Below are 21,708 nucleotides of genomic sequence, written 5' to 3' on the forward strand. Positions count from 1 at the left end.
CCACGTGCCGGCCGCAACGCTTCAGGAGACGGAATTACGTGTTCATCATTGCCCAGCTGAGCGATCTCCATGTGCGATCGCGCGGCAAGCTCGCTTACGGCCACGTCGATACCAACGCGATGTTTCACGACGCCATCGACGCGGTTCTGATGCTGGACCCGCGGCCTGATTGTGTCGTAGTCAGCGGCGACCTTACGGATGGCGGGCTCGCGGAGGAATACGGGATCGTCGACGCCGGCCTCGCTAGGCTGCCGATACCTGTGTTCGTCATTCCCGGCAACCACGATAACCGCGAACAGCTCGTCCGCTCGCTCCGGCCACGCCACCATTATCTGCCGCCCGATGGCTTCATCAACTTCGTCGTGGACGATTTCCCGCTGCGGTTGGTGTTCCTCGACAGCGTCGAAGCCGGACAAGGCCACGGGACCTTCTGCGCGACGCGACAGCAATGGTTGCGCGACGCACTGGTGGCGGGGGGCGGCAAGCCGACGCTCGTGATCATTCATCACCCACCGTTCCTGGTCGGAGCCGACGGGATGGACGAGCTGCGCCTCATCGGGGCCGATCCGCTCGACGCAATTATCAAGGACCATCTCGAAATCGAACGCGTGCTGTGCGGCCACTACCATCGCTCGATCACGACGCGCTATGCGGGCACGGTGGGCTATGTCGCCCCCGGCACGGCACATCAAGTGGCGCTCGACCTGCGACCCGGGCACGCCAACCGCTTCATCATGGAGCCGCCCGGATTTGCCTTGCATTGCTGGCAGCCGGACATGGGCGTCAGCAGCCACGTGGTCCCGATCGGAGACTACGGGTGCTCGCTCGAATTCGTATCCGATCGCCAGCCCAGGACGGATCGAGATGACGGCCTTTCGACCCTGCTGGCCCGCGCGGACACGGTCGTCGACGAGGCCGCAGCCAGGCTGGTCGCGATGCAATTCTCGCCCCTGCACACCGAGCGCAAGGAGGGGCTCGACATCGTCACCGAGGCGGACCTCGCCTCCGAGGCGATCGTCGTCGCCGGCCTGAAGCGCCTGACGCCGGATGCCGGCATCCTGGCCGAGGAGAGCGGCGCAAGCCCGGGAGATCACGCCGCGCGCTGGATCATCGATCCGCTCGACGGGACGATCAACTACGCGCGCGGGCTGCCGTGGTTTTCCGTCACGGTCGCCTACGAGGTCGGCGGCGAGACCAAACTTGGCCTGATCGACGCGCCGAAGATTGGATTGAAGGCGCGCTACCTCGCCGGGGAAGGCGCGACGATCGACGGCGTGCCGGCCCGCGTCTCCTCGACGCGTTCGCTGTCGGATGCGGTCATCTCCGTGATCCTGACCTCGCATTTCACGCCCGAGGAAGTCCGGCGGACGGCGCGTGTCATCGAACTGCTCGGCGAGGTGGTGCGCGGCGTGCGTATCGTCGTTTCGGGCGCCTTTGAGACGACGATGGTGGCCTCGGGCCGCCTCGACGGCTTTGTCTCGCTGAAGGCCGACATCGTCTCGCACGCGGCCGCGATGCCAATGGTGTGGGCCGGCGGCGGCAAGGTCACGACGCTGACTGGACGGCCGTGCCGCAACGAAGATCTCGACAAGATCGTCTCCAACGGATTGATCCACGACGAGTTGCTGGCGCTTCTGCGCCAGGCGCTGCAATGACGGAACGCTATCGCGGAAACAGCTTGTCGCGGATGTAGCGAGAGGTCGGGGTCAATCTGGCGCCGCGCGGCTTCCGCCAAACCGCGCGGTCGATCTCCTTCTTGTCGCCGACCTTCAGGCGCCGCGACACCTTCTTGGCCAGGAAGATCGCATCGCTCATCCGCCGGCCGGTTCCGCCTTCTTCGCCTTCACTTCCTTCCAGAGCTTCAACGGCCCGAGCTTCAGCTTGGGCAACTCCTCCTTGATCTCGCGTCGAAGGCAGCGCCTGTCGCTCTCGCCTGCCCGCCGTCTTCCCCCCGGAAACATCCAGAGCCCGTCGCGCCTGCGCCTCACCATCAGGACGCGGCCCTTTCTCGCGACGACGAGTTTGGATGATTTCGCCATGGCCTTACGGGCAGATGATCGCCTTGATGATTCCGTCGCGCCGCGCGACCTGCTGCTCGAACGCGGCAGGCGTCTGGTCGAGCGAGAAGCTATGGGTCGCCAGCGGCGCGAGCTTGACCTGCCCAGACTGCGCGAGGGCGATGGCGCGCGGATAGACCTCAGGCATGCGGCGCGAAAACTTGATCGACAACCCCTTCCGGCGCGACTCCGCGCCGCTGAGGACATACTGGTTGTTCTCGGGAATGCCGACCAGAACGACCCGGCCGCCGATGCGCGCACAGCGTGCGGCATGCTCGAAGCCGTGCGAGGAGTCGGTCGCTTCGATGACGAGATCGACGCCGCGGCCTTCGGTGGCTTCACCGACCTCGGCGAAGCTGCGGCAGGCAACATCCGCACCGAGGTCGCACGCCAGTGCCGTGCGCTGCTCGACAGGGTCGATCGCGATGATCTTGCCGCTACCCGCGAGCCGCGCCAGCTGCACCAGCAGCAGTCCCACCGGCCCGCAGCCGAGCACCGCCACGGTCTCCTGAAGCCGCGGTCGCGCCAGATCCATGGCATGGATCGCGACACCGAGCGTCTCCAGGATCGCCGCGCCGGCGGGATCGATGCTGTCAGGCACCACATGCACGGCGGATTTCGGCACGCAGACGAATTCGGCCATTGCCCCGTTGTGAGGCGCGTAGCCCAGAAACTTTACATTTGGGCAGAGATTGGTGTGACCGCGGTGACACCACTCGCAACGGCCGCAGGGAATGGACGGATCGACCGCCACCAGCGCATCGGCCGAGAACCCCGCCTTGCGGGCCGAGTCCGGCGTCAGGACGCCCGAGAATTCATGTCCCAGGACGAACGGCCTGACTTGCGTCGGGCCCGTCGTTCCGCCCTCAAGATAGGAGTGCAGGTCGCTGCCGCAGACACCGACCGCCTTGACGCGAATGATGAGCTCGTCATCCGCGAGCGGCCTCGGCTCGGGAATATCGAGGACGCGGATATCACGAATGTCCTGGAGCACCGCAGCGCGCATGTCGAAGCATTCCCTCTGAGTAATTGTCTCCGTTATATTACATATGTAATTGTCAGGTGACAAATGCTTTCCACATGCTCACGGCGCACGTGCGTGACCATCGCGCTCCCGGTACCGAAGGCGCGCTCCCCTCTACGCTACGGAAATGCCGCTATTTCTGCTTGTCGAACAGCTTCAGCGCGGCGACGGCGGTGTTCTCGTCCGTCACCAGCACCTTGCCGATCCGGCCGCGCAACACCGCCGCGATGATCGGGGCCTTGTTCAGCCCCCCGGCGATCAGCATCGAGGTCGGCACGCGCGCCAGCTTTTCCAGCGGCATCGCAATGGCGCGACTGTTGATGCCGTGATCGATGGGCCGGCCGGCCTTGTCGAGGAATTGCGCCAGCACGTCGCCGACGGCGCCCGCCGCCCGCAGCTGCTCGGCACGCACGTCCGGCGGCAGTCCATGCCGCATCAAGAGCGAGCGCGGCGTCAAATCTCCCATGCTGAGCAGCGCCAGATCGATCTTCTCGACGCTGTTCAGCACCTCCTGATAGACCTCCTGGGCCAGGAAGGTGTCGCGGGAGCGGCGGCTGCTGACGAAAATCGGTGCCGCCAGATAGCTGCACTGGGCGTGCAGCCGGTGCGCGAGCTCGCCAGCGATTTCGAACGTGTTGAGCTCCAGCCCGCGCGACAGGCCGCCCATCATCGAGACGATCGAGAGATCAGGATAGTCCGCCGGCGTGACGTAACGGATAGTCTCGCGCAAGGTCGCACCCCAGCCGATCCCGATGATGCGCGGGCGCTTCTGCTCGAGGAATTTCGACAAATAGGCTCCGGCCGCCATCCCGATCAGGCTGCCGGTCTGCTCGGGATTCTCCGGGCTCGGAATGACGACGACATCCTCGAGGCCGCATTCCCGGCGCAGGCGGTGCTCCAGCTCCGTGCAACTCGCAAAGGCGGAGTTGAGGCGGATATTGACGATGCCGGTCTGCCGGGCATCCGAAAGCATGCGGTTGACGCGGGCGCGGGTCAGCCCCAGCCGCTCGCCGATCTCGGCCTGGGTCAGATTCTCCATGTAGTAGAGCCAGGCGACCCGCAGGATGGTTTGATCAGTCACGGCGCAGTCCCAAGCAGCGGCCTCGAAACAAGGTCGGACGTCGGAGCATTTGAGGCGATCTTTCGTTGGCCGTCAAATCGGCACCCTGCGGAGATCGTCATGCGGCCTTCGCGCCCGGCACGCCGTCCTCGACTACGAAGCTCGTCAGCCGCCGCACGGCGCTGCCGGCGTCCTTGACGTGGTCGAGGGCCTCGAATCCCACGGTGCAATGCCGGGCGTCGAGCTCGACCGTCGCATAGCCGCGCTTGTCGCCACGCGCATAGATGAGGTGCGGATTCTCCGCCAGCGCCTTGCGGACTCCGGCTTCGCTCGGCCCGTCCGAGGTGATCGAGGTGCCGACGAACTCGGTCGCAATGGTCGGCCCGTCCGGCCGGGCGAAGTCCTGCTTCAGATCGGCGGTGAAGAAGGCGTGGCGGTCGCCGCCGATCACGATCGGATTGCGCCGTCGCTGCGCCACGAGCGAATCAAGTAGCCGGCGGCGGGCATTGGGATAGCCGTCCCAGCCGTCCATCCAGAAACGCGCGCCGTCATCCCCTTTCCGCTTGTCCTGTGCCATCAAGGTCTGCTGCGCGACGATGGTCCATCGGCCGCGGCAGTCGCGCAGGCGCGCATCGAGCCATCGTTCCTGTTCGCGGCCCAGCATCGTTCGCGCTTCGTCCGTCCGGTCCGCGCAGTCCGTCACCCAAGTCGGCCGTCCGCCTCCGACACAGGCCGACGCCGAGCGATATTGCCGGTCGTCGAGCAGCAGCACGTCGAGCATCTCGCCGAAACGATAGTGCTCGTAGATCGTGGCGTCGGCCCCCCGTGGCTGCGCCGAGGGCGGCAACGGCATGTGCTCGTAATAGGCCTGATAGGCTGCCGCACGGATCTTCAGGAACTGAGCGGCATCGCCCACCGTGTAGGAACGAGCATTGGCATAATCGTCCATCACCTCGTGGTCGTCCCAGACCGACAGCCAGGGAAAGGCGGCGTGCGCCGCCTGCAGATCGCGATCGCCCTTGTAGAGCGCGTAGCGGTTGCGAAATTCCTCGAGCGTGGTCGGAATTCCGACGCCGTGCTGGCGGACGTGGCGCGATCCCCAGGATTTCTCATAGATGTAGTCGCCGAGATGCACGACGAGGTCGAGATCGCGTGCGGCCATGTCGCGATAGGCGGCAAAATAGCCCTGCTCGTATTGCTGGCAGGAGGCGAAGGCAAAGCGGAAGGGCCGCGCCGACCCCGCAGGCGCGGTTCGCGTGCGTCCGACCGGGCTGAGCGCCGGGCCGGCACGGAACCGGTACCAGTAGACACGGTCCGGCAGCAAGCCGGTCGCCTCGGCATGCACGGAATGGGCAAGCTCGGCCGTCGCCCGCGCGACGCCACGGGCGACGATGCGCGAGAAGGCCTCGTCGTCCGCAACCTGCCATTCGACGTCCACCGACGCGTCCCGCATGCCGCCGCCCTCGAGCGGCTGCGGCGCGAGGCGGGTCCACAGCATGACGCGATCCTGACGCGGACATCCCGAGCCAACACCGAGCGTGAAGGGATCTGCGCTGAACGACACCGGCGCTCCCCGCACGAAGCCGGCGGGCGCAGCCAGGGCGGCGCTCGCCAGCGATCCCACGAGAAAGCGGCGGCGCGGAATCATGGGCGCGCCGGCATCGTTTCGAGCCTGCGACGAATGCTCACGGCGAGATCCGGCCGATCGGTCGTGATCTGCCGCACCGGCTGGGCAAGCCAGTAAGCGATATCCTCCGGCTCGTTGGTCACCCATGCGCCGAGGCGCTCGGAGCCGAGCATCCTAAGGGCGAGCGGCAAGGCGAGCCCCAGCAGCGATTTTTCAACCGCAACGATGCAGCCGGGAATAGCCGCCAATTGCGCCAGCGCGGGCTCAATCCCGCCCATCATCTCTGCGGAACGGCGGTCGAGCGAAACGAGCACCCGCGCCTCCGGCCACAGCCGGCGCACGGTCTCGATCACGCCGGGCACGAAGCAGGTGACGACCGCGCGCCGTTCCAAGCCCCGGCGCTTGATTTGGTCGATCAGGCGCGCCTCGAGGCCGGAATAGGGATTGCCGAGGGCATCCGTTTTGATCTCGATATGCAGCTCGAACGTGGTCTCGCTGTACACATCGAGCACCTCGTCCAGGGGCGGAATGCAGTCATCGCCGGCATCGCGCAGGCGCGTTGCCGTCAATTGCCGCAGGCTGCGCTCGCCCACCGGCCCGGTCTCGAAGGTGGTGCGATCGAGCAGCGGATCATGGATCACGACAAGACCGCCATCCGTGCTCTGATGGACGTCGAACTCGACTGCGTCGACCCCTTCCCCGCACAGATTGCGGAAGCCGGTCAGGCTGTTCTCCGGCCAAAGATTGCGTCCGCCGCGATGCCCGGCGATGAAAACCATGATCAGACCTACTTGCTGCTGTCGACAAGACCCTTGATGAACCAGCGTTGCAACAGCAGAACGACCAATACCGGCGGCAACATCGTGAGAAGCGCACCGCTCATGGCGATGTTCCAGGCCGGCTCGCTGTCGGAGCGCGGGATCAGGCCCTTCAACGCGATGACCGCCGTTGCCATGTCCTTGTCGGTCGTGAACAGCAACGGCCAGAGATACTGATTCCAGCCGAACAGGAACAGGATGATGGCGAGCGCCACCATGTTCGGCACGGACAGCGGCAGCAGGATGCTCCAGAAGAAGTGCAGCGGCGAGGCGCCGTCCAGCCGCGCCGCCTCGCACAGCTCCTCCGGGATCGTCAGGAAGAACTGCCGAAACAGGAACGTGGCGGTGGCCGAGGCGATCAACGGCAGGATCAGCCCGGGATAGGTATTGACCATGTTCCATTCGAGCGCGATCGCGATCTTATGACCGCTGATCCAGGTCCAGAGATCGGCGACACGCAGAGTTTCCAGGAGCCATTGCAGCGGCAGCGCCGCATTTGCCACGGCTTCGAAGGTCGGCACGATCCGAACCTCGATCGGCAGCATCAGCGACATGAAGATGAGCCAGAATGCGAGCATTCGATAGCGGAAGCGGAAATAGGTGATCGCGAAGGCCGAGAGCAGCGATACCGCAATCTTGCCGGCCGTGATGCCGAGCGCCACGATGATCGAATTGGCGAAGGTGCGGCTGAAATTGCCCTTGCTCCAGGCCAGCTGCAGATTGTCCAACAACTGGCCGCCCGGCAGCCATGGCAGCCGCACCTTCTGCACCTCGGCCACCGTGAGCGAGCCCGCCACGAAGGCGAAATACAGGGGTACGCAGACCATCAGCGCGCCCGCGATGAGGATCGCATGGCAGACCATGTTGAGGACCGGCGAGCGTTCGACCATGCGGCTAGACCCCGTAATTGACCTTGCGGTCGAAGTAGCGGAATTGCAGCAGCGTGCAGATCAGCGCAAAGCTCATCAGGAGGACCGATTGTGCGGCCGAGGAGCCGAGATCGAGATTGACGAAGCCGTCGACGAAGACCTTGTAGACCAGAATGTTGGTCGCACCGGCTGGTCCGCCTTTCGTCACGGCATCGATGATGGCGAAAGTTTCGAAGAAACCATAGATGAAGTTCATCACCGTGAGGAAGAAGATGGTGGGCCCGAGCATCGGCAGCGCAATCGAGACGAAGCGGCGGATCGGTCCCGCGCCGTCCACGGCGGCGGCCTCCATCAGCGAGACCGGCACCGCGAGCAATCCTACGACCAGGAAGATGTAGTCGTAGCAGATGTGCTTCCAGGACGCGGCCAGCGTCACCAGGATCAGCGCATCGGTCGGATTGAGGTTGGGGTCCCAGGCAATGCCGAAACTGTGCAGCACCTGCGCGAGCGGGCCGACCGCCGGATTGAACAGGAAAGCCCACAGGATGCCGGCGATCGCGGGCGCTATGGCATAGGGCAACAGGATGATCGTGCGATAGGCCGAGCGACCGCGCACGATCCTGTCGGTGGCGAAGGCCAGCACGAGCGCGCTGCCCAAGGTCAGCACGTTCTGCGCCACCGTGAACCAGAACGTCACCGCGATCGACTGGCGGTAGTCGGTGCTCGCCAGCAGCGCCTTGAAATTGTCGAACCAGACGAACTGGACATTATTGCCGAAGGGATCGCTGAGCAGGACGGATTGCATCAGCGCCCGCAGCGATGGAATGAAGAAGAAGAACAGCAGGATCAGCAATTGCGGCAGCAACAGCAGCGTCGGCAGGCCCGGACCGTCGCCAAAATTGGCGCGCTTCAGTCCGGCCTCCTCGCGCCGCCGCGTCTTTCCCGCCCTGCGCGAGCTGCCGGCGGCCGCCACCGGCTGGGCCTTGGACCCGCCGCTCCCGTGCCTTCTCTGAAGCACGGGGGCGCAAGCGTCACGCCACGGGATGGACAGGCGCAGCGTCATGGACGCTCGGTTTCCGGAGTCTTCCCGGCATTGAGCTTCTCGAACTGCCGCAGGATCTCGTTACCCCGCTTGACTGCGTCATCCATCGCCTGCTGTGGCTGCTTCTGACCGGCGAACACGGCCTCGACCTCCTGGCGCTGCGCCAGCATCGTCTGCACGAAGTTGCCGAAGCGGAAGCCGCGCGAGTTCTCGTTCGGCGTGCCGCGCGAGAGCTGCAGCACCGCGATCTCTCTTGTCGGATGATCCTTGTAATAGCCCCGCTCCCGCGCGAGCGCATAGGCGCGGTTGGTGGCGGGAACATAACCGGTCGCACCGTGCCACCAGACCTGGGTTTCCGGCTGGGCGACGAAATCCAGAAAGGCCGCGACGGCCTCGTAGCGCTCCGGCGTGTGACCCTTCATGACCCAGATGGCGCCGCCCCCGATGGTGCTGTTGAGCGGCGGATTAATGTCGCTCTCGTGCGGCAGGAACGTGGCGCTCCAGTTGATGGTCGCGTTGCGCTCGATGTTGCCGTGCGAGGCGGTCGAATTGACGAAGGTCGAACACCGGCCCGACGTGAACAATTGCTCGGGACTGAAGCCCTGGCCCGCGATCTGCATCACACCGTCATCGAGCCATTTCTTGAGCCGCGCGACTTGCGATACCACCTTCGTTTTGTTGTAGACGAACTCGGTGCCGAGCCCGTCGAAGCCGTTCGCGAGCGTGCCGTAGGGCTGGTTGTTGATGGCGCTGTAGTTCTCGAGCAGGCTCCAGTAGAAATCGCCGGGCAGCACCGTGCCGCACTCGCTGATCCCCTTGGACTTGATGGCGTAGAGCTGCTTCTCCAGCTCCTGCCAGGTTTCGGCCGGCTTGTCGAAGCCGGCCTTCTGGAAGTGATCCTTGTTGTACCAGAAGATGGGCGTCGACGAGTTGAAGGGCATCGCGGACATCCGCCCCTTGTAGCTCCAGAAGCTCGCCACGGGCTTGATGAAATCAGAAAAGTCGATCTTGTAACCCTTCTGCTCCACCAGATCCTGCACGGGAACGATGGCCCCTGACAGCAGCATGGTCATGTAACCGCGCTCGGCGATCTGCACCATCTCCGGCGGCCGCTTGGCGCGATAGGCGGCGATCACCCCGTTGGTCACCTCGTCATAGTTTCCCTTGGCAACCGCCACGACCGTGTACTTGTCCTGCGAGCTGTTGAACTTCTCGACCAGCTCATTGAGCCGGTCGCCGAGGACGCCACTCATGGCGTGCCACCACTGGACCTCGACCCGTGCCTGCGCCGGACCAGCCAGTGCCAACGCGCCGAACAAGGCCGCAATGAATGCGACTTTCCTACCCATGGGCAGCCCTCCCTCGCCAGGCAAGGACACCTGGACTATACATTTGTATTTCTATCATGACATATGTGTCGATATGATGAAAGAGGGTCGAGGGCCCTCGCGCACAACAGCCAACACGGGCGCCAGAAACGAGCGTGCCTGGGGACACCGGGTCCAGCCTGCAGAGCGGCTAGGAAGCGCTTCTGATATCCCGACCGACCTTTTGCAGGGCCTCGAAGGCTGCAAAGCGCCGGTCGGCCCAATCTGCCAGAGCGGCCTGGGGTCGATGGATGTCTCCCAGAACCGACATCGCCTGCATCGCCTCGCCGAGATCGGCATGGTCGCCCGAAGCAACCGATCCAAGCATGGCGGAGCCGAGCAGGACGGCCTCCGGTGAGGCCGACGCGGCGACCGTCAAGCCTGTCATATCGGCGACGACTTGCCGCACGAGGGGACTCTTTGCGGCGCCACCGCTGACCACCATCGTATCGACCGCGATGCCCTTGTCTTGCTGGGCGCGAACGATCTGCCGCGCGCCGCAGCCGAGACCGCACAGCCCGGCGAGATAAAGCGCCAGCAGGCTGTCCAGATCCGCGCGCATATCGAGCCCGGCAATCAGCGCACGCGCATCAGGATCCGCGAACGGCGCGCGATTGCCGAGGAATTCGGGGACCACATGCACCTCGCCGACCAACTGCGGAATCATTCCGGCACCGCCGCGGGATTCGGTTTCGGAGGCCAGCCAATCGGCAAGCGTCTGCTGCTTCTGGCGTGCAGCCTGCGTCGCTTGCGCGGAATGCGGATGCATCTGCAACAGATGCTCGATAGCAGCGCCGGCGGCGGACTGCCCCCCTTCATTGAGCCAGAGCCCGGGCACCATGGCCGAGAAATAGGGTCCCCACACGCCGGGGACGAAGGACGGAGCCGACGTGGTCGTCATGGTACAGGCGGAGGTTCCGAACACATAGGCCATGCGCGTCAGCACCGTGCCCGCCGTACCGCGCGCGCCCACCGTTCCGACGCCGCCAGCATGGGCGTCGATAAGGCCGGCGGCGACCGCCGTACCCGCAATGAGGCCGAGATCGGCCGCGGCCTTCGCCGTCAGGCCCGCCGCCAATCTCGTTCCCCCGGGCACGATCTCGGTGCCCATCCTGCGAAACTGCTCGTCCGCGAGCACGCCGAGGCCGACCTTGCGGAAGAATTGATCGTCCCAACGGTTTTCGTGACCCAGATAGGTCCACTTGCATGTCACGGTACATGTGGAGCGAGACAGGCTCCCTGTCGCCCGCCAGGAGAGAAAGTCGGTCAAGTCCATGAACTGCCACGCATGGCAGAACGTGTCTGGCATGTTCTCGGCGAGCCACAACAGTTTCGGCGTCTCCATCTCGGGTGAGATCGTTCCGCCGACATAGTCGAGAACTTTTTCGCCCGTCTGGTTGATGCGGCGCGCCTGATCGGCGGCGCGGTGATCCATCCATACGATGACGTTGCGGGCGGGATCGCCGGACGGTCCGACGGGCAGCGGCGCGCCGCCCTCGCCTAGCACCACCAGCGAGCAGGTCGCGTCGAAGCCGATGCCGGCGATGCTGTCGGGCGCGACGCCGGCCTGCGCCACCGCGCCCCGCACGCTGCGACAGACGGCATGCCAGATATCCTGGCTGGACTGCTCGACGACATCGCCGGCCTCCCGCCAGAGCGCGACAGGGGCGCTGTCACTCGCAAGGAGCTTGCCGGCGCGGTCGAACACGCCGGCCCGTGCGCTGCTGGTGCCGACATCGATGCCAAGGAAATGGCGGTTATCGGATTGCTTGGTCATGAGACGCTACAGATCGTTGCTCTGCGGCAGGATGACGAGGTCGCGGATGGTGACGTTTCTCGGACGCGTCAGCATGAAGAGCACCGCCTCTGCGACCTCCACCGGCTGCATCAACCCGCCGGCCGCCATTTCCTCCTCCACCTTCGCCTTGGGCCAGTCCTTGATGAGCGCGGTCACGACCGGACCTGGTGCAACCGCGCCGACGCGCAAACCATGCTTGGCGACCTGCCGGCGCAGCGTGTGCACGAAAGCCTGCACGGCGTGCTTTGAGGCGGTGTAGATCGGTTCCCAGACGACGGGGACGAGCCCTGCGATCGAACTGGTGACGATGATGTCGCCGCTTTTTCGTTCGACCATATGCGGCAGTACCGCATGGATGGAGCGGAACAGCGCATTGACGTTCAAATTGAGCATGCGGTCCCAGGCGTCGGGATCGCCGCCAAGCACCTCGCCGCCGACATAGGCGCCGGCATTCGCATGAAAGATGTCCAGCTGGCCCGCCTTCTCCAGCACCTGCGGCATCATGGTTTGCACGCTCACAAGATCGGTGAGGTCGACACGCAATGGAATCGCCCGGTCGCCCAGCCCGGCGCAGACGCTGCTCAGCGCCTCCTCCGCACGATCGATCAGCACCACCCGCGCACCCGCGCCGATCAATGTTCTGGCACATTCCAGACCGATGCCCGACGCGGCGCCGGTGATCGCGGCAACTTTTCCTGCAAGTTCTTGGGCCAAGGCTTGTCCTTTTCTTGTTCGGGTTATTCAAGCTCGGCCATGGGAGAGACGCGAGGGCCGTGCCAGCGAATCGACGATGACCGCAATGGCAAGGACCGCGCCCGTAATCATGTACCGTAGCGACGAGGAGAGATCGAGCAGCGTCAAGCCGCTCGCGATGGACTGGATGACGATGACGCCGAGCAATGCGGAATAGGCGCTGCCGCGGCCGCCGAACAGGCTCGTGCCGCCGATGACCGCGGCGGCGATTGCGTTGAGGTTCACATCCCCGGTCCCGGCCTGCTGGCTGGACGATGCCAGCCGCGCCGCGGCCAATATGCCACCGGCGGCCGCCAGTGTGGAGCACAGCACGAACGCGGACAAATGGACGCGGCGAACGTTGATGCCGGCGCGGCGCGCCGCCTCGCGATTACCGCCGACGGCGGACATCGAGCGGCCCCATTTGGTCCGCGTCAACGCGTAGTTCATGACCACGCACAAGCCGACGAACAGGCCGAACATCCAGGGAATGCCGCGCCCGAGATTGAGATAATACACGACGAATTCGAGCACGATGGTGACCAGCAGCGCCTTCAGCACCATGCGGCCGAGCGAACTGGCCGAGAGGCCCGCCGCCCGCCGACGCGCGGCCGTCCGGTAGTCGGTCACGAACATGACCAGGATCGCGACCGCCGCCAGCACATAAGACACGATCGGCGGCATGACGAGCATCTGACCGAAATTGACCAATGGCGATCCGTACGGAAGATTGATCGAACCGGAGGAGCCGAGCAGATAGAGCTGCAGGCCGAGCCACGCCAGCAGGCCGGCCAGCGTCGACACGAAGCTCGGCATCCCCAGGCGATTGAACAGAAACGCATAGAGCGCGCCGATGGCCGCGCCCAGCACCAGCGCCGTCACGATCGCAACGGCGACCGGCCAATCCTGACCGACCCAGAGCACGCCGACGAGTGCCGATGCAAACCCGCTCACCGAGCCGACCGAGAGATCGATCTCGCCGACCATCAGGATGCAGACGATGCCCAGCGAGATCACGCCCACCGTCGAGCAATCGAACAGCAAATTGACCAGATTGTCCGGCGCGAGAGAGACCGGGTTGAGGCTCTCGAATGCCGTGCAGATGACAATGAGCCCGACGACCACCGGCAGCGAGCCGAGGTCGCCCGACCGCACCCGGTCGACAAAGGCGCGGATCGTGTTGCCGAGCGTATCCGCGTGCTTGACCCGTTCGTCGCTGCGGTCGAGCAGCCGCGCCGTCGAAACCGGGTGCGTCTCGCCCGTCATCGCCCAAGCTCCGGCGGCTGATGGGCGCGGCGCCGGCTGGCGCGGCGCGAGACCGAGTTTTCGTCCGCACCGGTAATCGCCGTGACGAGATCCTGGTTGGAGACGTCGGGCTCGAATTCACCGTTGTTGCGGCCGAGCCGCAGCACCACGATCCGGTCGGCGACGGCGCGAACGTCCTCCATGTTGTGGCTGATCATGATGACGCCGAGGCCGCGGGCGCGAACGCGCTCGACGAGGTCGAGCACCTCGGCGGTCTGGGCGACGCCGAGTGCGGCGGTGGGCTCGTCGAGCAGGATGAGCTTCGGTTCAGTGAGCAGTGAACGCGCGATCGCAACCGTCTGGCGCTGTCCGCCGGAGAGCGATGCCACGGGCTCGCGCACGCTCGGAATCCGCGCCGACAATTCGTTGAGCAAGGTCCAGGCGCGAAGCTCCATGGAGACCTCGTCGAGCCGCAGCGGATTGAGCTCGCGGCCGAGGAAGATATTCGCGACCACATCGAGATTCTCGCAGAGCGCCAGATCCTGGAAAACGGTGGCGATGCCGAGGCCGAGCGCGGTGGCCGGATCGGACAGGACGACATGTTCGCCGCCGAAGGCGATCGTTCCGGAGCTGGGCTGGTGCACGCCGGCAAGGATCTTTACCAGGGTGGATTTCCCAGCGCCATTGTCGCCCACGAGCGCCACGACCTCGCCGGCATGCACGTCGAGATCAACGTTGGTCAGGGCGGACACGGCGCCGAAATGCTTGGAAATTCCGCGAAGACTCAGGACCGGCTGACGCGGTCCGCCCTGCGCGCGATCGACATCCGGGGTCGTGGTCATATCCAGTCCGTCCTCTCGACGTCGGTCCCGGCCGCGGCGAGCGGCCGGGACCCAGGCATTCATTGCGTGATGCCGAGCTTCTTGCAGCCGACGGCATATCGGCCGGTGCAGAGCTGATCGGCCGTCTGGATCTTCTTGTCGATGATCTCCGCCTTCAGGTTCTCCTGCGTGACGACCGCCGGCACGAACAGCTTCGATGGCGCGTTGAAAAGCGTGGTTTCCGCCTTGGGCGTCTCGCCGGAAAGGAACTTCACCGCCGCCTCGGCCGCCGCAGCGGCCACGATCTCGCTGGGCTTGGAGATCGTGTTGTACTGATCGCCGGCGATGATGAGCTGAAGCGCGGCGATCGTCGCATCGTTGCCCGTCACCGGCGGCACCGGATCGACGCCCGCGGCCTTGAAAGCGGCAATTGCGCCACCGCCGGTGCCGTCGTTGGCGGCCACCACACCGAGGATCTTCTTACCGAAGCGGGTGACCTGGCCGCTCGCCCATTGCTGCGCCTTCGGCGGCGCCCAGTCCGGCGTGTCGTATTCGGCGAGAAGCGGATAGCCGCTCTTATCAAGGCCCGCGTGGATGCCCTTCTTGATGAGGCCCGCAGCGGCATCGGTCGGCGACCCGTTGATTTCGAGCACGCCCTCACCTTCCTTCGCCGCGACGTTGGTGGCCTTCAGATGCTTGATGAGCGAGTCGGAGATGGCTTTGCCGATGGCTTCGTTGTCGAAGGAGACGTAGAAATCGACTTTGGCGTCGGGCACCGGCCGGTCATAGGCAATGACCTTGATGCCCTGCGACTGCGCCATCTTGACGAGGGAGGCTGCGGCGGTGGAATCGACGGGGTCGAGCACGATCACCTTGGCGCCCTGCGAGATGACCGAGTTGAACTGCTGTTGCTGCCGCGCTGCATCGGCGCTGGCGTTCTGATAGATCACCTTGCAGCTCTCGCAGAGCTTCTTCATCTCCGCGGCAAAGCCCGGATAATCGTGCTGTTCGTAGCGGGTGGAGGCCTGGTCCGGCATCAGGAAGGCAACAGTCGCATCCTTCACCTCTGCGGCCTGCGAGATCATGGCCGTTGTGCCGAGCAGCGACACCGCCAGAGCAAGCGTGCCTGCATGTTTCGGGGAGAACTTTTTCATTCGGACTTTCCTTTCCAGAACTGGAGTGCTGTGGTTGATCCTTGAAGATGGGCCTTCGCGGCTCCCGTCCCGGCGGCGATGAGTGCCGGGGCTCTGAAGCCGCACGGAATTCCTGGACAAGCGATTCCTGTCGCGGGCTGCCATCGGCATGCCCGCGTCATTCTTCCCGTTTTGGTCTCCTCCTTTGCTTTTTCGCCGGCTAGGCCGCGCGTGCCGTATCGATGTTCTGCGCGAGCAATCGCCTGAAGCGCGAAGGCGGCATACCTTTCTCGGCCAAAAACTGCCGATTGAAGTTGGAGAGATTGTTGAAGCCGACCTCGAAGCAGATGTCGGTGATGGAAGCCTGCTCGTCGCTCATCAGGATCTGACAGGCGAGATTGACGCGCAGGCGCTTGACGTATTGCACCAGCGACATGCCCGTGTGCCGGCGGAAGGAGCGCGAAAACGCGCTTTGCGACTGGCCGGCGATCGCCGCAAGCTCGGCTTCACCGAAAGGCTGAGTCAAATTCTGTCGGATGAAGGCAAGCGCCTTATTCATGCCCGCCGACATATACCCGGACGGGTCGGGCAGATAATTCGGACTGGAGAGCGGACGCGCATTGCGGGCGCGGCAGAGTGTCCCCAAGATCATCAGGAACAGTTCGATCCGGCGCACACCGTTCGCAGTCACGATCTCCTCCATCAGCGGAGAGATCTTGTCGCTGGTGCTGCGCGTAAAGAGCGCGCCGCGCCGGGAGAAATCCAGCAGCGCGGCGAGGCCCGACAGCTCCGGCATGACCTTCATCAGGTCGCCGATGAACTCTTCGCTGAACTGGAGGACGCGCCCGCGTAGCGGGATGGTGTTTCCGGCCGGCACATCACTCACCCAATTGTGCGGCAGATTGGGGCCGGTGAGCACGAGATTGCCCGGCTCGAACTCGCCGATGAAGTCGCCGACGAAATAGCGACCGCTGGTCGTCACAACCTGGTGGAGCTCGTATTCGGGATGGAAATGCCAGCGGACGGTGTGGAATGGGTAGCCGTGCGACCACGCCTTGAACGACTCGCCGCGCCGTATCTGGACAACTTCCAGGTCCGGTTCCATATCCGCTCCCTTCAGGCCGGTGCGGTTTGCAATGAGCCGCACCTGTTCCCTTATTGGCTGAATTTGCTTCAGCGCTTCCTCTCGCCCGAGATCGTAGCGAGCGGTATCTGGACCCGCCACCACGATTTCAATGTGCGACTGATACTTTTTTGACATGCATTGCGGCGCCCGCGGGCATGTCGCGGCTGGGATTGCGCAGACGGATCAATCAGATCGGGCAATTAGAGCTATCAAGCCGCCGAATCCTCGTGCCGCAACCGGAGGCCCTGCTGTCAAAAGCGCATGATGGCTGTAACCGAATCCTTGTTGGTCCGTCGGTGCACACGTCATCCACACGCAGCCCACCTCAGAAATTGAACTTTCTGAATTCTTCAATCCATGCCCGAGCTGCTTGAGGCTACCTTGGACGAAAGGATCGGTGCTAATCAACCCCTGTGGCCCGGACCTATCGGTGTCGAAGACTCTGAGCGCCCGACCTTTATGTACGACCAAGCGCGCGGAATTTCTCCATCAATGAAAAGACAATGGCTTTCAGATCTCCGCCGGGATAAGCCGAGCTCGCTGGCCGGCCCGCCTCTCAGCGCGACGGGCGGAGAACAGTTCGACCAAATACGCTAAACTGCGCTATCCTCGCCACCCGCACTACTCCCACTCAATGATTCAGGAAGCCGTTTTCGCGTTGATTAACAAGCATAAATCCTCAAAGCTGACGGTCTAATGCCGACGGTATACCCGACCCAAATTTTTGGTCTTGAATTCACAGGAAAATTTCCGAGGCTCTGAGGGGCGGCACTTTCAGCAACTATCGGTATCAGTCGACGAACATAGACGTACACTAAGCCGAAACGGACTCCTCTTGGGCTTTGGCCGACTGTCAGCCGATACCGTCAGCGGTCATTGGCGCACAACCCCATTGATAGTCAGCTTCGGTCGGTGTCCAGTCTAGCTGATCCGGAAGTTCGGTGACGTGTCGGGCGATTTCGGCCATCCTTGCGCGCGCCTGCGGTCGGGGCATCCCACTCTAACTTCGGGGCAAAAGCGCATCGCTGATCTTCTCGGCCGCCATGATCACGGGGATGTTGGTATTGGCCGTCGGCAACCGCGGCATAATCGAGGCATCCGCCACGAAAATATTGTCGCTGCCGATCACCCTGCCCTCGGGATCGACTACCGCCGTGGGGTCGGCGGAATCGCCCATGCGGCATGTCCCCACGGGGTGCCAGACGCCGAACACGCTCTGCCGCACAAAGGCTTCAAGGGCACGGTCGTCCGCCAGCGTCGCCCGGAAGGCGGTGCCGTTGAGCAGGACCAGCCGGATCAGGAGTTGCCGGAGGACCGCAGGCACGTCGAGCATCGGCCCGAGGATGGATGCGACGATGCGATTGACCGTGCCATACCGGCTGAGCCGCTTGATGCGCGGGGAATACGAGGCCGGGAAGAAATCACCGGCCTCAGGATTGACCGCGGGATGGACGACCAGGCTCGCAAGCAGGCGGACGGACGCAATCATCCGTTCGAGATCACGCGGATCGGACAACAGGTTGAAATCGACAACCGGAAAAGTCTCGGGATCGGGCGTCGCCAACTTCAGCGATCCGCTCGAATACGGCCGGTTGCACCAGAGGAAATAGAGACCGAGCCGCGTGCCCAGCGCGTGCCAGCCTCCGCGCGCCGAGGCCGTGATGTACATGTCGGAAGCATCGCAGCCTCGATGTTTGGAGGAGAAGCGCATCGCGGCAAAGTTTGGGCGCCGCCGGGTCAGCGGCAGCCGTAGCTGCCTCGGCAGATATTGGCAGAACGTCAGCGCGGGATGGTCGCGCAGATTGCTGCCGACCGCGGGCAAATCGATCGCCACGGGAATGCCCAGAGCTTGCAGCGCCGCACCGGGGCCGATGCCCGCCCGCATCAGGATCGCCGGCGATTGCAGCGCGCCTGCCGTGAGGATTACGCGGCGGGCACCGACGGTGAGCCGCTCGCCGCCGCGAGCGACCATCACACCCGTTGCGCGGCGGCCGTCAAGCCGAAGTTGCTCGACCTCGCTGTCGGCCCAGATGGTCAGATTCGGCCGCGCCCGCGTCGCCGCATCGAGGTAGCCGGCGGCCGTGGAGACACGCTGGTCATTGCGGTTCGAAAACGCCGGCGGAAAAATGCCGTCCTCGAACTCGCCGTTCTGGTCCTTTCGGAATGGCAGGCCAGTTGCGGACAACGCCTCGCCGACGGCGTGGCCGAACGGCGGCATCGCTTCGCGCGCGATGCGTCGGATCGGGATTGGACCGTGCTTGCCGTGCAGCGGTCCGTCGAAATCGAGATCGGATTCTAGCTTGAGGAAATATGGCAGCACATCCGCCCAGCCCCAGCCCCGCGCACCCAGATCGCGCCATTCATCATAGTCGCGCGGCAGGCCGCGATTGGCCGACTGCACGTTGATGCTGGAGCCGCCGCCCATCACCCGTCCCTGCTCATAGGCGCGGATAACAGGCTTGCCTTCGGCATTACGGCCGGCCGCCGCCGACAGGCCGGGCCAGATGTACGTGTCGCCGAAGAACAGCGTCATCGGATAGCTGTCGAGGATTTCGGGCGGCGTCGCCTCCGGCGGCGTATCCATCCCGGCTTCGATCAGAAGCACGCGACGCCCCCCATCCGCGGAAAGCCGATTGGCGAGCACGCAGCCCGCCGACCCGCCGCCGACGATCACATCGTCGAAATGCAGCTCATCCATTCCTGTCTCGTCGTGCAATGGTCGGCGCGGCCGTCGTGGCCGCGCCGGTTTGCTTCAGCGGAAGTCGCCTTTGGTCTCGGGGATCACGATCGCACCGATCAGATAGATCACGAACACACCGACCGCGAAGTAGGCCAGCGACATCGGAATCTCCGCGGGGCTGCCGCTTACCAGCGAGACGAAGGTCGGCATCATGCCGCCCAGCGCAAAGCCGATATTCCAGGACAGGCCGGTGCCGCTCGCGCGCAGCGCCGTTGGAAAACGTTCGTTGAGGAAGATCAGCACCGGGGCGTAACCGGCATTGCCGATGAAGGCGATGGCGAGCGCATAGAGCGTGATCTGCGTCGTGTCCGTTGTCGCTGCGAGATTGAGATAGCACAGCGGCAGCAATACCGCAGCCAGCACGCCGATCAGCAAAAACGTCTTCTTGCGGCCGATCTGGTCGCTGAGCGCGCCGACCAGCACCGCGGAGAAGAACGCCGACACGCTCGCGCCCATCAGGATCAGCGACGAGGTCTGATTCGGGACCGCGTTGATGACCTTCAGGAAGCTCGGCAGATAGCCCGAGGTCAGGTAGTAGCCCGCGCCGCCACCGAAGGTGATGAGCAGATTGACCAGCAGCACGCCGCGATATTGGCCGGAGAACACGTCCTTGACCGGCGCTTTCGAGACTTTCGCCTGCTTGTTGCCCTGCTGGCGCTTGAGCTCCTTGAAGTATGGCGACTCCTCGAGGTTGCGGAAGATGAACCAGCCGAGTAGCGAGCTCAGCAGTCCCGAAAAGAACATGAAGCGCCAGCCCCACACCGCGAAGGCATCGCCGGGGAAGACCGAGGACGTGATCAGGAAGATGAAGGACGCCAGCAGCGCGCCGATGCCGGCACCGCCGCCGCCGACCAGACCGGACATCGCACCGCGCCATTGCGGCGGCACGGACTCGGTGCCGATGGTGTGGGTGGACGCCACGACGCCGCCGACGAAGATGCCCTGCACCAGGCGCAGGATCAGGAAGATGACCGGCGCGATCACACCGACCTGCGCGATGGTCGGCAGCAGGCCGAACGCCGCCGTGCTGACGCCGACGCCGATGATGGCGATCAGCATCGCCTGCTTGCGGCCGTGCACGTCGGCATAATGGCCGAAGATCGCCGAGCCGAGCGGCCGCATCAGCAGCGTGACGGCGAACGAGCCGTAGACCGCGGCCAGCGACAGTGCCGGATTGCTCGACGGAAAGAACAGCGCGCCGACAACCGGCGCCACGTAGAGCAGAATGAACAAATCGAACAGATCGAGTGCCCATCCGAGCACCGAGGCGATGATCGCGTTGACCATCTGCTTGTTATCGGCCGATGCTTGTGCACCCGCGACCGGCATATCCATCTCAGCCATGTTGTTTGACCTCCCCCGTTTTGAATGACACCGCGGTTCGCACCATTGCGAACCGCGGCAGTTTCGTCGCGTCTCAGCGGCCGGTGAACTTCGGCGGACGCTTGGCGTTGAAGGCCTCGACGCCTTCCTTGAAGTCTTCCGACTGCCGCAGGCGGCTGTAGCAATGGCCTTCGAGCTCGATGGCGATGGCGAGCGTCGAATCCTCGGTGTCGTTGAGGAGCTTCTTGGCGGTGCGCTGCGCCAGCGGCGAGAAGGTGCGGAGCTCATCGACGAGCTTGTCGGTCGCCGTCTCCAGCTCGGCATCCGGCACGCAATCGGTGGCGATGCCCCAGTCATAGGCCTGCTTGGCCGAGATGCGCTTGGAGCGCATCACGATGTCCTTGGTGCGGGTGATGCCGACCATCTTCTGGAGCCGTGCCGAGCCGCCCGAGCCCGGGATCTGGCCGAGCTTCTGCTCCGGCAACGCGTATTGCGTGGTCTCCGAGGCGATACGGAAATCGCAGGCCAGCGACAGCTCGAAGCCGACGCCGAAGCAATAGCCGCGGTTCGCGACGATGACGGGCTTGGCGCAGCGCGCGGGCGCGGCGATGTTCCAGGCGAGCTTGGAGACGTGCTCCGGGCTCGCCTCCATGAAGCCGCCGATATTGCCGCCGCTGGAGAAGTGCTCGCCCTCGCCGCGCAGCACGATGACGCGCACGCGCGGATCCTCGTCCAGCGTCTCGAAAGTCAGGCGCAGCTGGTCGCGCTGAGGCATCGCCACGACGTTGTAGGGCGGCCTCCCCAGGATGATGTCGGCGCGCTCACGCGCCTCGTCGATCTCGACCTTGAACCCGTCGAGCTTGGCGAGCCGGGGATCGGTGAATGAATAGGGTGACGCCATGTTGTCTTCCTTCTGTTGATTGTTG

At 64.4% G+C, this 21,708-nt stretch carries 17 protein-coding genes and 1 pseudogene; 1 reads left to right on the forward strand and 17 read right to left on the reverse strand.

Annotated features, from left to right (window positions below; genetic code table 11):
* Positions 1-38: 38 nt before the first annotated feature.
* Positions 39-1,655 (forward strand): inositol monophosphatase family protein, encoded by a 1,617-nt coding sequence (locus tag IVA92_RS03315; protein WP_247279429.1) that lies wholly within the window; start codon positions 39-41, stop codon positions 1,653-1,655.
* Between the two features lie 7 nt (positions 1,656-1,662).
* Here the strand turns inward: IVA92_RS03315 and IVA92_RS03320 are convergent.
* The 17 genes and pseudogenes from IVA92_RS03320 to IVA92_RS03400 all read right to left on the reverse strand — a co-directional run bounded on the left by IVA92_RS03320 (position 1,663) and on the right by IVA92_RS03400 (position 21,683).
* Positions 1,663-2,039, reverse strand: a pseudogene (locus IVA92_RS03320) (NUDIX hydrolase).
* A 4-nt stretch (positions 2,040-2,043) separates the two neighbouring features.
* The gene (locus IVA92_RS03325) at positions 2,044-3,063 is read right to left on the reverse strand and encodes an alcohol dehydrogenase catalytic domain-containing protein (RefSeq protein ID WP_247279430.1); all 1,020 of its coding nucleotides are present in this window, start codon (positions 3,061-3,063) and stop codon (positions 2,044-2,046) included.
* A gap of 151 nt (positions 3,064-3,214) precedes the next feature.
* Positions 3,215-4,162, reverse strand: coding sequence for a sugar-binding transcriptional regulator (locus tag IVA92_RS03330; protein WP_208764256.1), 948 nt, complete (start codon positions 4,160-4,162; stop codon positions 3,215-3,217).
* A gap of 97 nt (positions 4,163-4,259) precedes the next feature.
* On the reverse strand, positions 4,260-5,789 hold the full coding sequence (locus tag IVA92_RS03335) for an alkaline phosphatase D family protein (RefSeq protein ID WP_247279431.1): 1,530 nt from the start codon (positions 5,787-5,789) through the stop codon (positions 4,260-4,262).
* The gene (locus IVA92_RS03340) at positions 5,786-6,547 is read right to left on the reverse strand and encodes a glycerophosphodiester phosphodiesterase family protein (RefSeq protein WP_247279432.1); all 762 of its coding nucleotides are present in this window, start codon (positions 6,545-6,547) and stop codon (positions 5,786-5,788) included. The genes IVA92_RS03335 and IVA92_RS03340 overlap by 4 nt, the downstream gene beginning before the upstream one ends.
* A gap of 8 nt (positions 6,548-6,555) precedes the next feature.
* A complete protein-coding gene (locus IVA92_RS03345) occupies positions 6,556-7,476 on the reverse strand; it encodes an ABC transporter permease subunit (RefSeq protein ID WP_247279433.1) in 921 nt (306 codons plus the stop codon).
* Positions 7,477-7,480: 4 nt separating this feature from the next.
* Positions 7,481-8,518, reverse strand: a complete 1,038-nt coding sequence (locus tag IVA92_RS03350; RefSeq protein WP_247279434.1) for an ABC transporter permease subunit — start codon at positions 8,516-8,518, stop codon at positions 7,481-7,483.
* Positions 8,515-9,846 carry an extracellular solute-binding protein gene (locus tag IVA92_RS03355; RefSeq protein WP_247279435.1) on the reverse strand — a complete coding sequence of 444 codons (1,332 nt, stop codon included), beginning with the start codon at positions 9,844-9,846 and terminating at the stop codon, positions 8,515-8,517. The genes IVA92_RS03350 and IVA92_RS03355 overlap by 4 nt, the downstream gene beginning before the upstream one ends.
* A 169-nt stretch (positions 9,847-10,015) precedes the next feature.
* A complete protein-coding gene (locus IVA92_RS03360) occupies positions 10,016-11,641 on the reverse strand; it encodes an FGGY-family carbohydrate kinase (RefSeq protein WP_247279436.1) in 1,626 nt (541 codons plus the stop codon).
* A gap of 6 nt (positions 11,642-11,647) precedes the next feature.
* Positions 11,648-12,376 carry an SDR family oxidoreductase gene (locus IVA92_RS03365; RefSeq protein ID WP_247279437.1) on the reverse strand — a complete coding sequence of 243 codons (729 nt, stop codon included), beginning with the start codon at positions 12,374-12,376 and terminating at the stop codon, positions 11,648-11,650.
* 27 nt (positions 12,377-12,403) lie between these two features.
* A complete protein-coding gene (locus tag IVA92_RS03370) occupies positions 12,404-13,660 on the reverse strand; it encodes a sugar ABC transporter permease (protein WP_247279438.1) in 1,257 nt (418 codons plus the stop codon).
* The gene (locus tag IVA92_RS03375; protein ID WP_247279439.1) at positions 13,657-14,481 is read right to left on the reverse strand and encodes an ATP-binding cassette domain-containing protein; all 825 of its coding nucleotides are present in this window, start codon (positions 14,479-14,481) and stop codon (positions 13,657-13,659) included. The genes IVA92_RS03370 and IVA92_RS03375 overlap by 4 nt, the downstream gene beginning before the upstream one ends.
* A 59-nt stretch (positions 14,482-14,540) precedes the next feature.
* Positions 14,541-15,614 carry a sugar ABC transporter substrate-binding protein gene (locus tag IVA92_RS03380; RefSeq protein WP_247279440.1) on the reverse strand — a complete coding sequence of 358 codons (1,074 nt, stop codon included), beginning with the start codon at positions 15,612-15,614 and terminating at the stop codon, positions 14,541-14,543.
* Positions 15,615-15,813: 199 nt separating this feature from the next.
* Entirely contained in the window at positions 15,814-16,698 is an 885-nt protein-coding gene (locus IVA92_RS03385; protein WP_247279441.1) for an AraC family transcriptional regulator, read from the reverse strand.
* Between the two features lie 1,021 nt (positions 16,699-17,719).
* Positions 17,720-19,417, reverse strand: a complete 1,698-nt coding sequence (locus IVA92_RS03390; protein WP_247279442.1) for a GMC oxidoreductase — start codon at positions 19,415-19,417, stop codon at positions 17,720-17,722.
* A gap of 54 nt (positions 19,418-19,471) precedes the next feature.
* Positions 19,472-20,803: an MFS transporter gene (locus IVA92_RS03395; RefSeq protein ID WP_247279443.1), complete on the reverse strand. Its 1,332-nt coding sequence runs from the start codon at positions 20,801-20,803 to the stop codon at positions 19,472-19,474.
* Between the two features lie 73 nt (positions 20,804-20,876).
* Positions 20,877-21,683 carry an enoyl-CoA hydratase-related protein gene (locus IVA92_RS03400; protein ID WP_247279444.1) on the reverse strand — a complete coding sequence of 269 codons (807 nt, stop codon included), beginning with the start codon at positions 21,681-21,683 and terminating at the stop codon, positions 20,877-20,879.
* Between the last annotated feature and the right edge of the window lie 25 nt (positions 21,684-21,708).

The organism is Bradyrhizobium sp. 154, assembly GCF_023073875.1.
In the GTDB taxonomy this organism is placed as follows: Bacteria; Pseudomonadota; Alphaproteobacteria; order Rhizobiales; family Xanthobacteraceae; genus Bradyrhizobium.

What these genes read in the sequence shown, in the direction of transcription:
- IVA92_RS03325 (WP_247279430.1), bottom strand. Translation starts at nt 3,063, where the DNA reads ATGCGCGCTGCGGTGCTCCAGGACATTCGTGATATCCGCGTCCTCGAT.
- IVA92_RS03335 (WP_247279431.1), bottom strand. Translation starts at nt 5,789, where the DNA reads ATGATTCCGCGCCGCCGCTTTCTCGTGGGATCGCTGGCGAGCGCCGCC.
- IVA92_RS03340 (WP_247279432.1), bottom strand. Translation starts at nt 6,547, where the DNA reads ATGGTTTTCATCGCCGGGCATCGCGGCGGACGCAATCTTTGGCCGGAG.
- IVA92_RS03345 (WP_247279433.1), bottom strand. Translation starts at nt 7,476, where the DNA reads ATGGTCGAACGCTCGCCGGTCCTCAACATGGTCTGCCATGCGATCCTC.
- IVA92_RS03350 (WP_247279434.1), bottom strand. Translation starts at nt 8,518, where the DNA reads ATGACGCTGCGCCTGTCCATCCCGTGGCGTGACGCTTGCGCCCCCGTG.
- IVA92_RS03355 (WP_247279435.1), bottom strand. Translation starts at nt 9,846, where the DNA reads ATGGGTAGGAAAGTCGCATTCATTGCGGCCTTGTTCGGCGCGTTGGCA.
- IVA92_RS03360 (WP_247279436.1), bottom strand. Translation starts at nt 11,641, where the DNA reads ATGACCAAGCAATCCGATAACCGCCATTTCCTTGGCATCGATGTCGGC.
- IVA92_RS03370 (WP_247279438.1), bottom strand. Translation starts at nt 13,660, where the DNA reads ATGACGGGCGAGACGCACCCGGTTTCGACGGCGCGGCTGCTCGACCGC.
- IVA92_RS03375 (WP_247279439.1), bottom strand. Translation starts at nt 14,481, where the DNA reads ATGACCACGACCCCGGATGTCGATCGCGCGCAGGGCGGACCGCGTCAG.
- IVA92_RS03380 (WP_247279440.1), bottom strand. Translation starts at nt 15,614, where the DNA reads ATGAAAAAGTTCTCCCCGAAACATGCAGGCACGCTTGCTCTGGCGGTG.
- IVA92_RS03385 (WP_247279441.1), bottom strand. Translation starts at nt 16,698, where the DNA reads ATGGAACCGGACCTGGAAGTTGTCCAGATACGGCGCGGCGAGTCGTTC.
- IVA92_RS03390 (WP_247279442.1), bottom strand. Translation starts at nt 19,417, where the DNA reads ATGGATGAGCTGCATTTCGACGATGTGATCGTCGGCGGCGGGTCGGCG.
- IVA92_RS03395 (WP_247279443.1), bottom strand. Translation starts at nt 20,803, where the DNA reads ATGGCTGAGATGGATATGCCGGTCGCGGGTGCACAAGCATCGGCCGAT.
- IVA92_RS03400 (WP_247279444.1), bottom strand. Translation starts at nt 21,683, where the DNA reads ATGGCGTCACCCTATTCATTCACCGATCCCCGGCTCGCCAAGCTCGAC.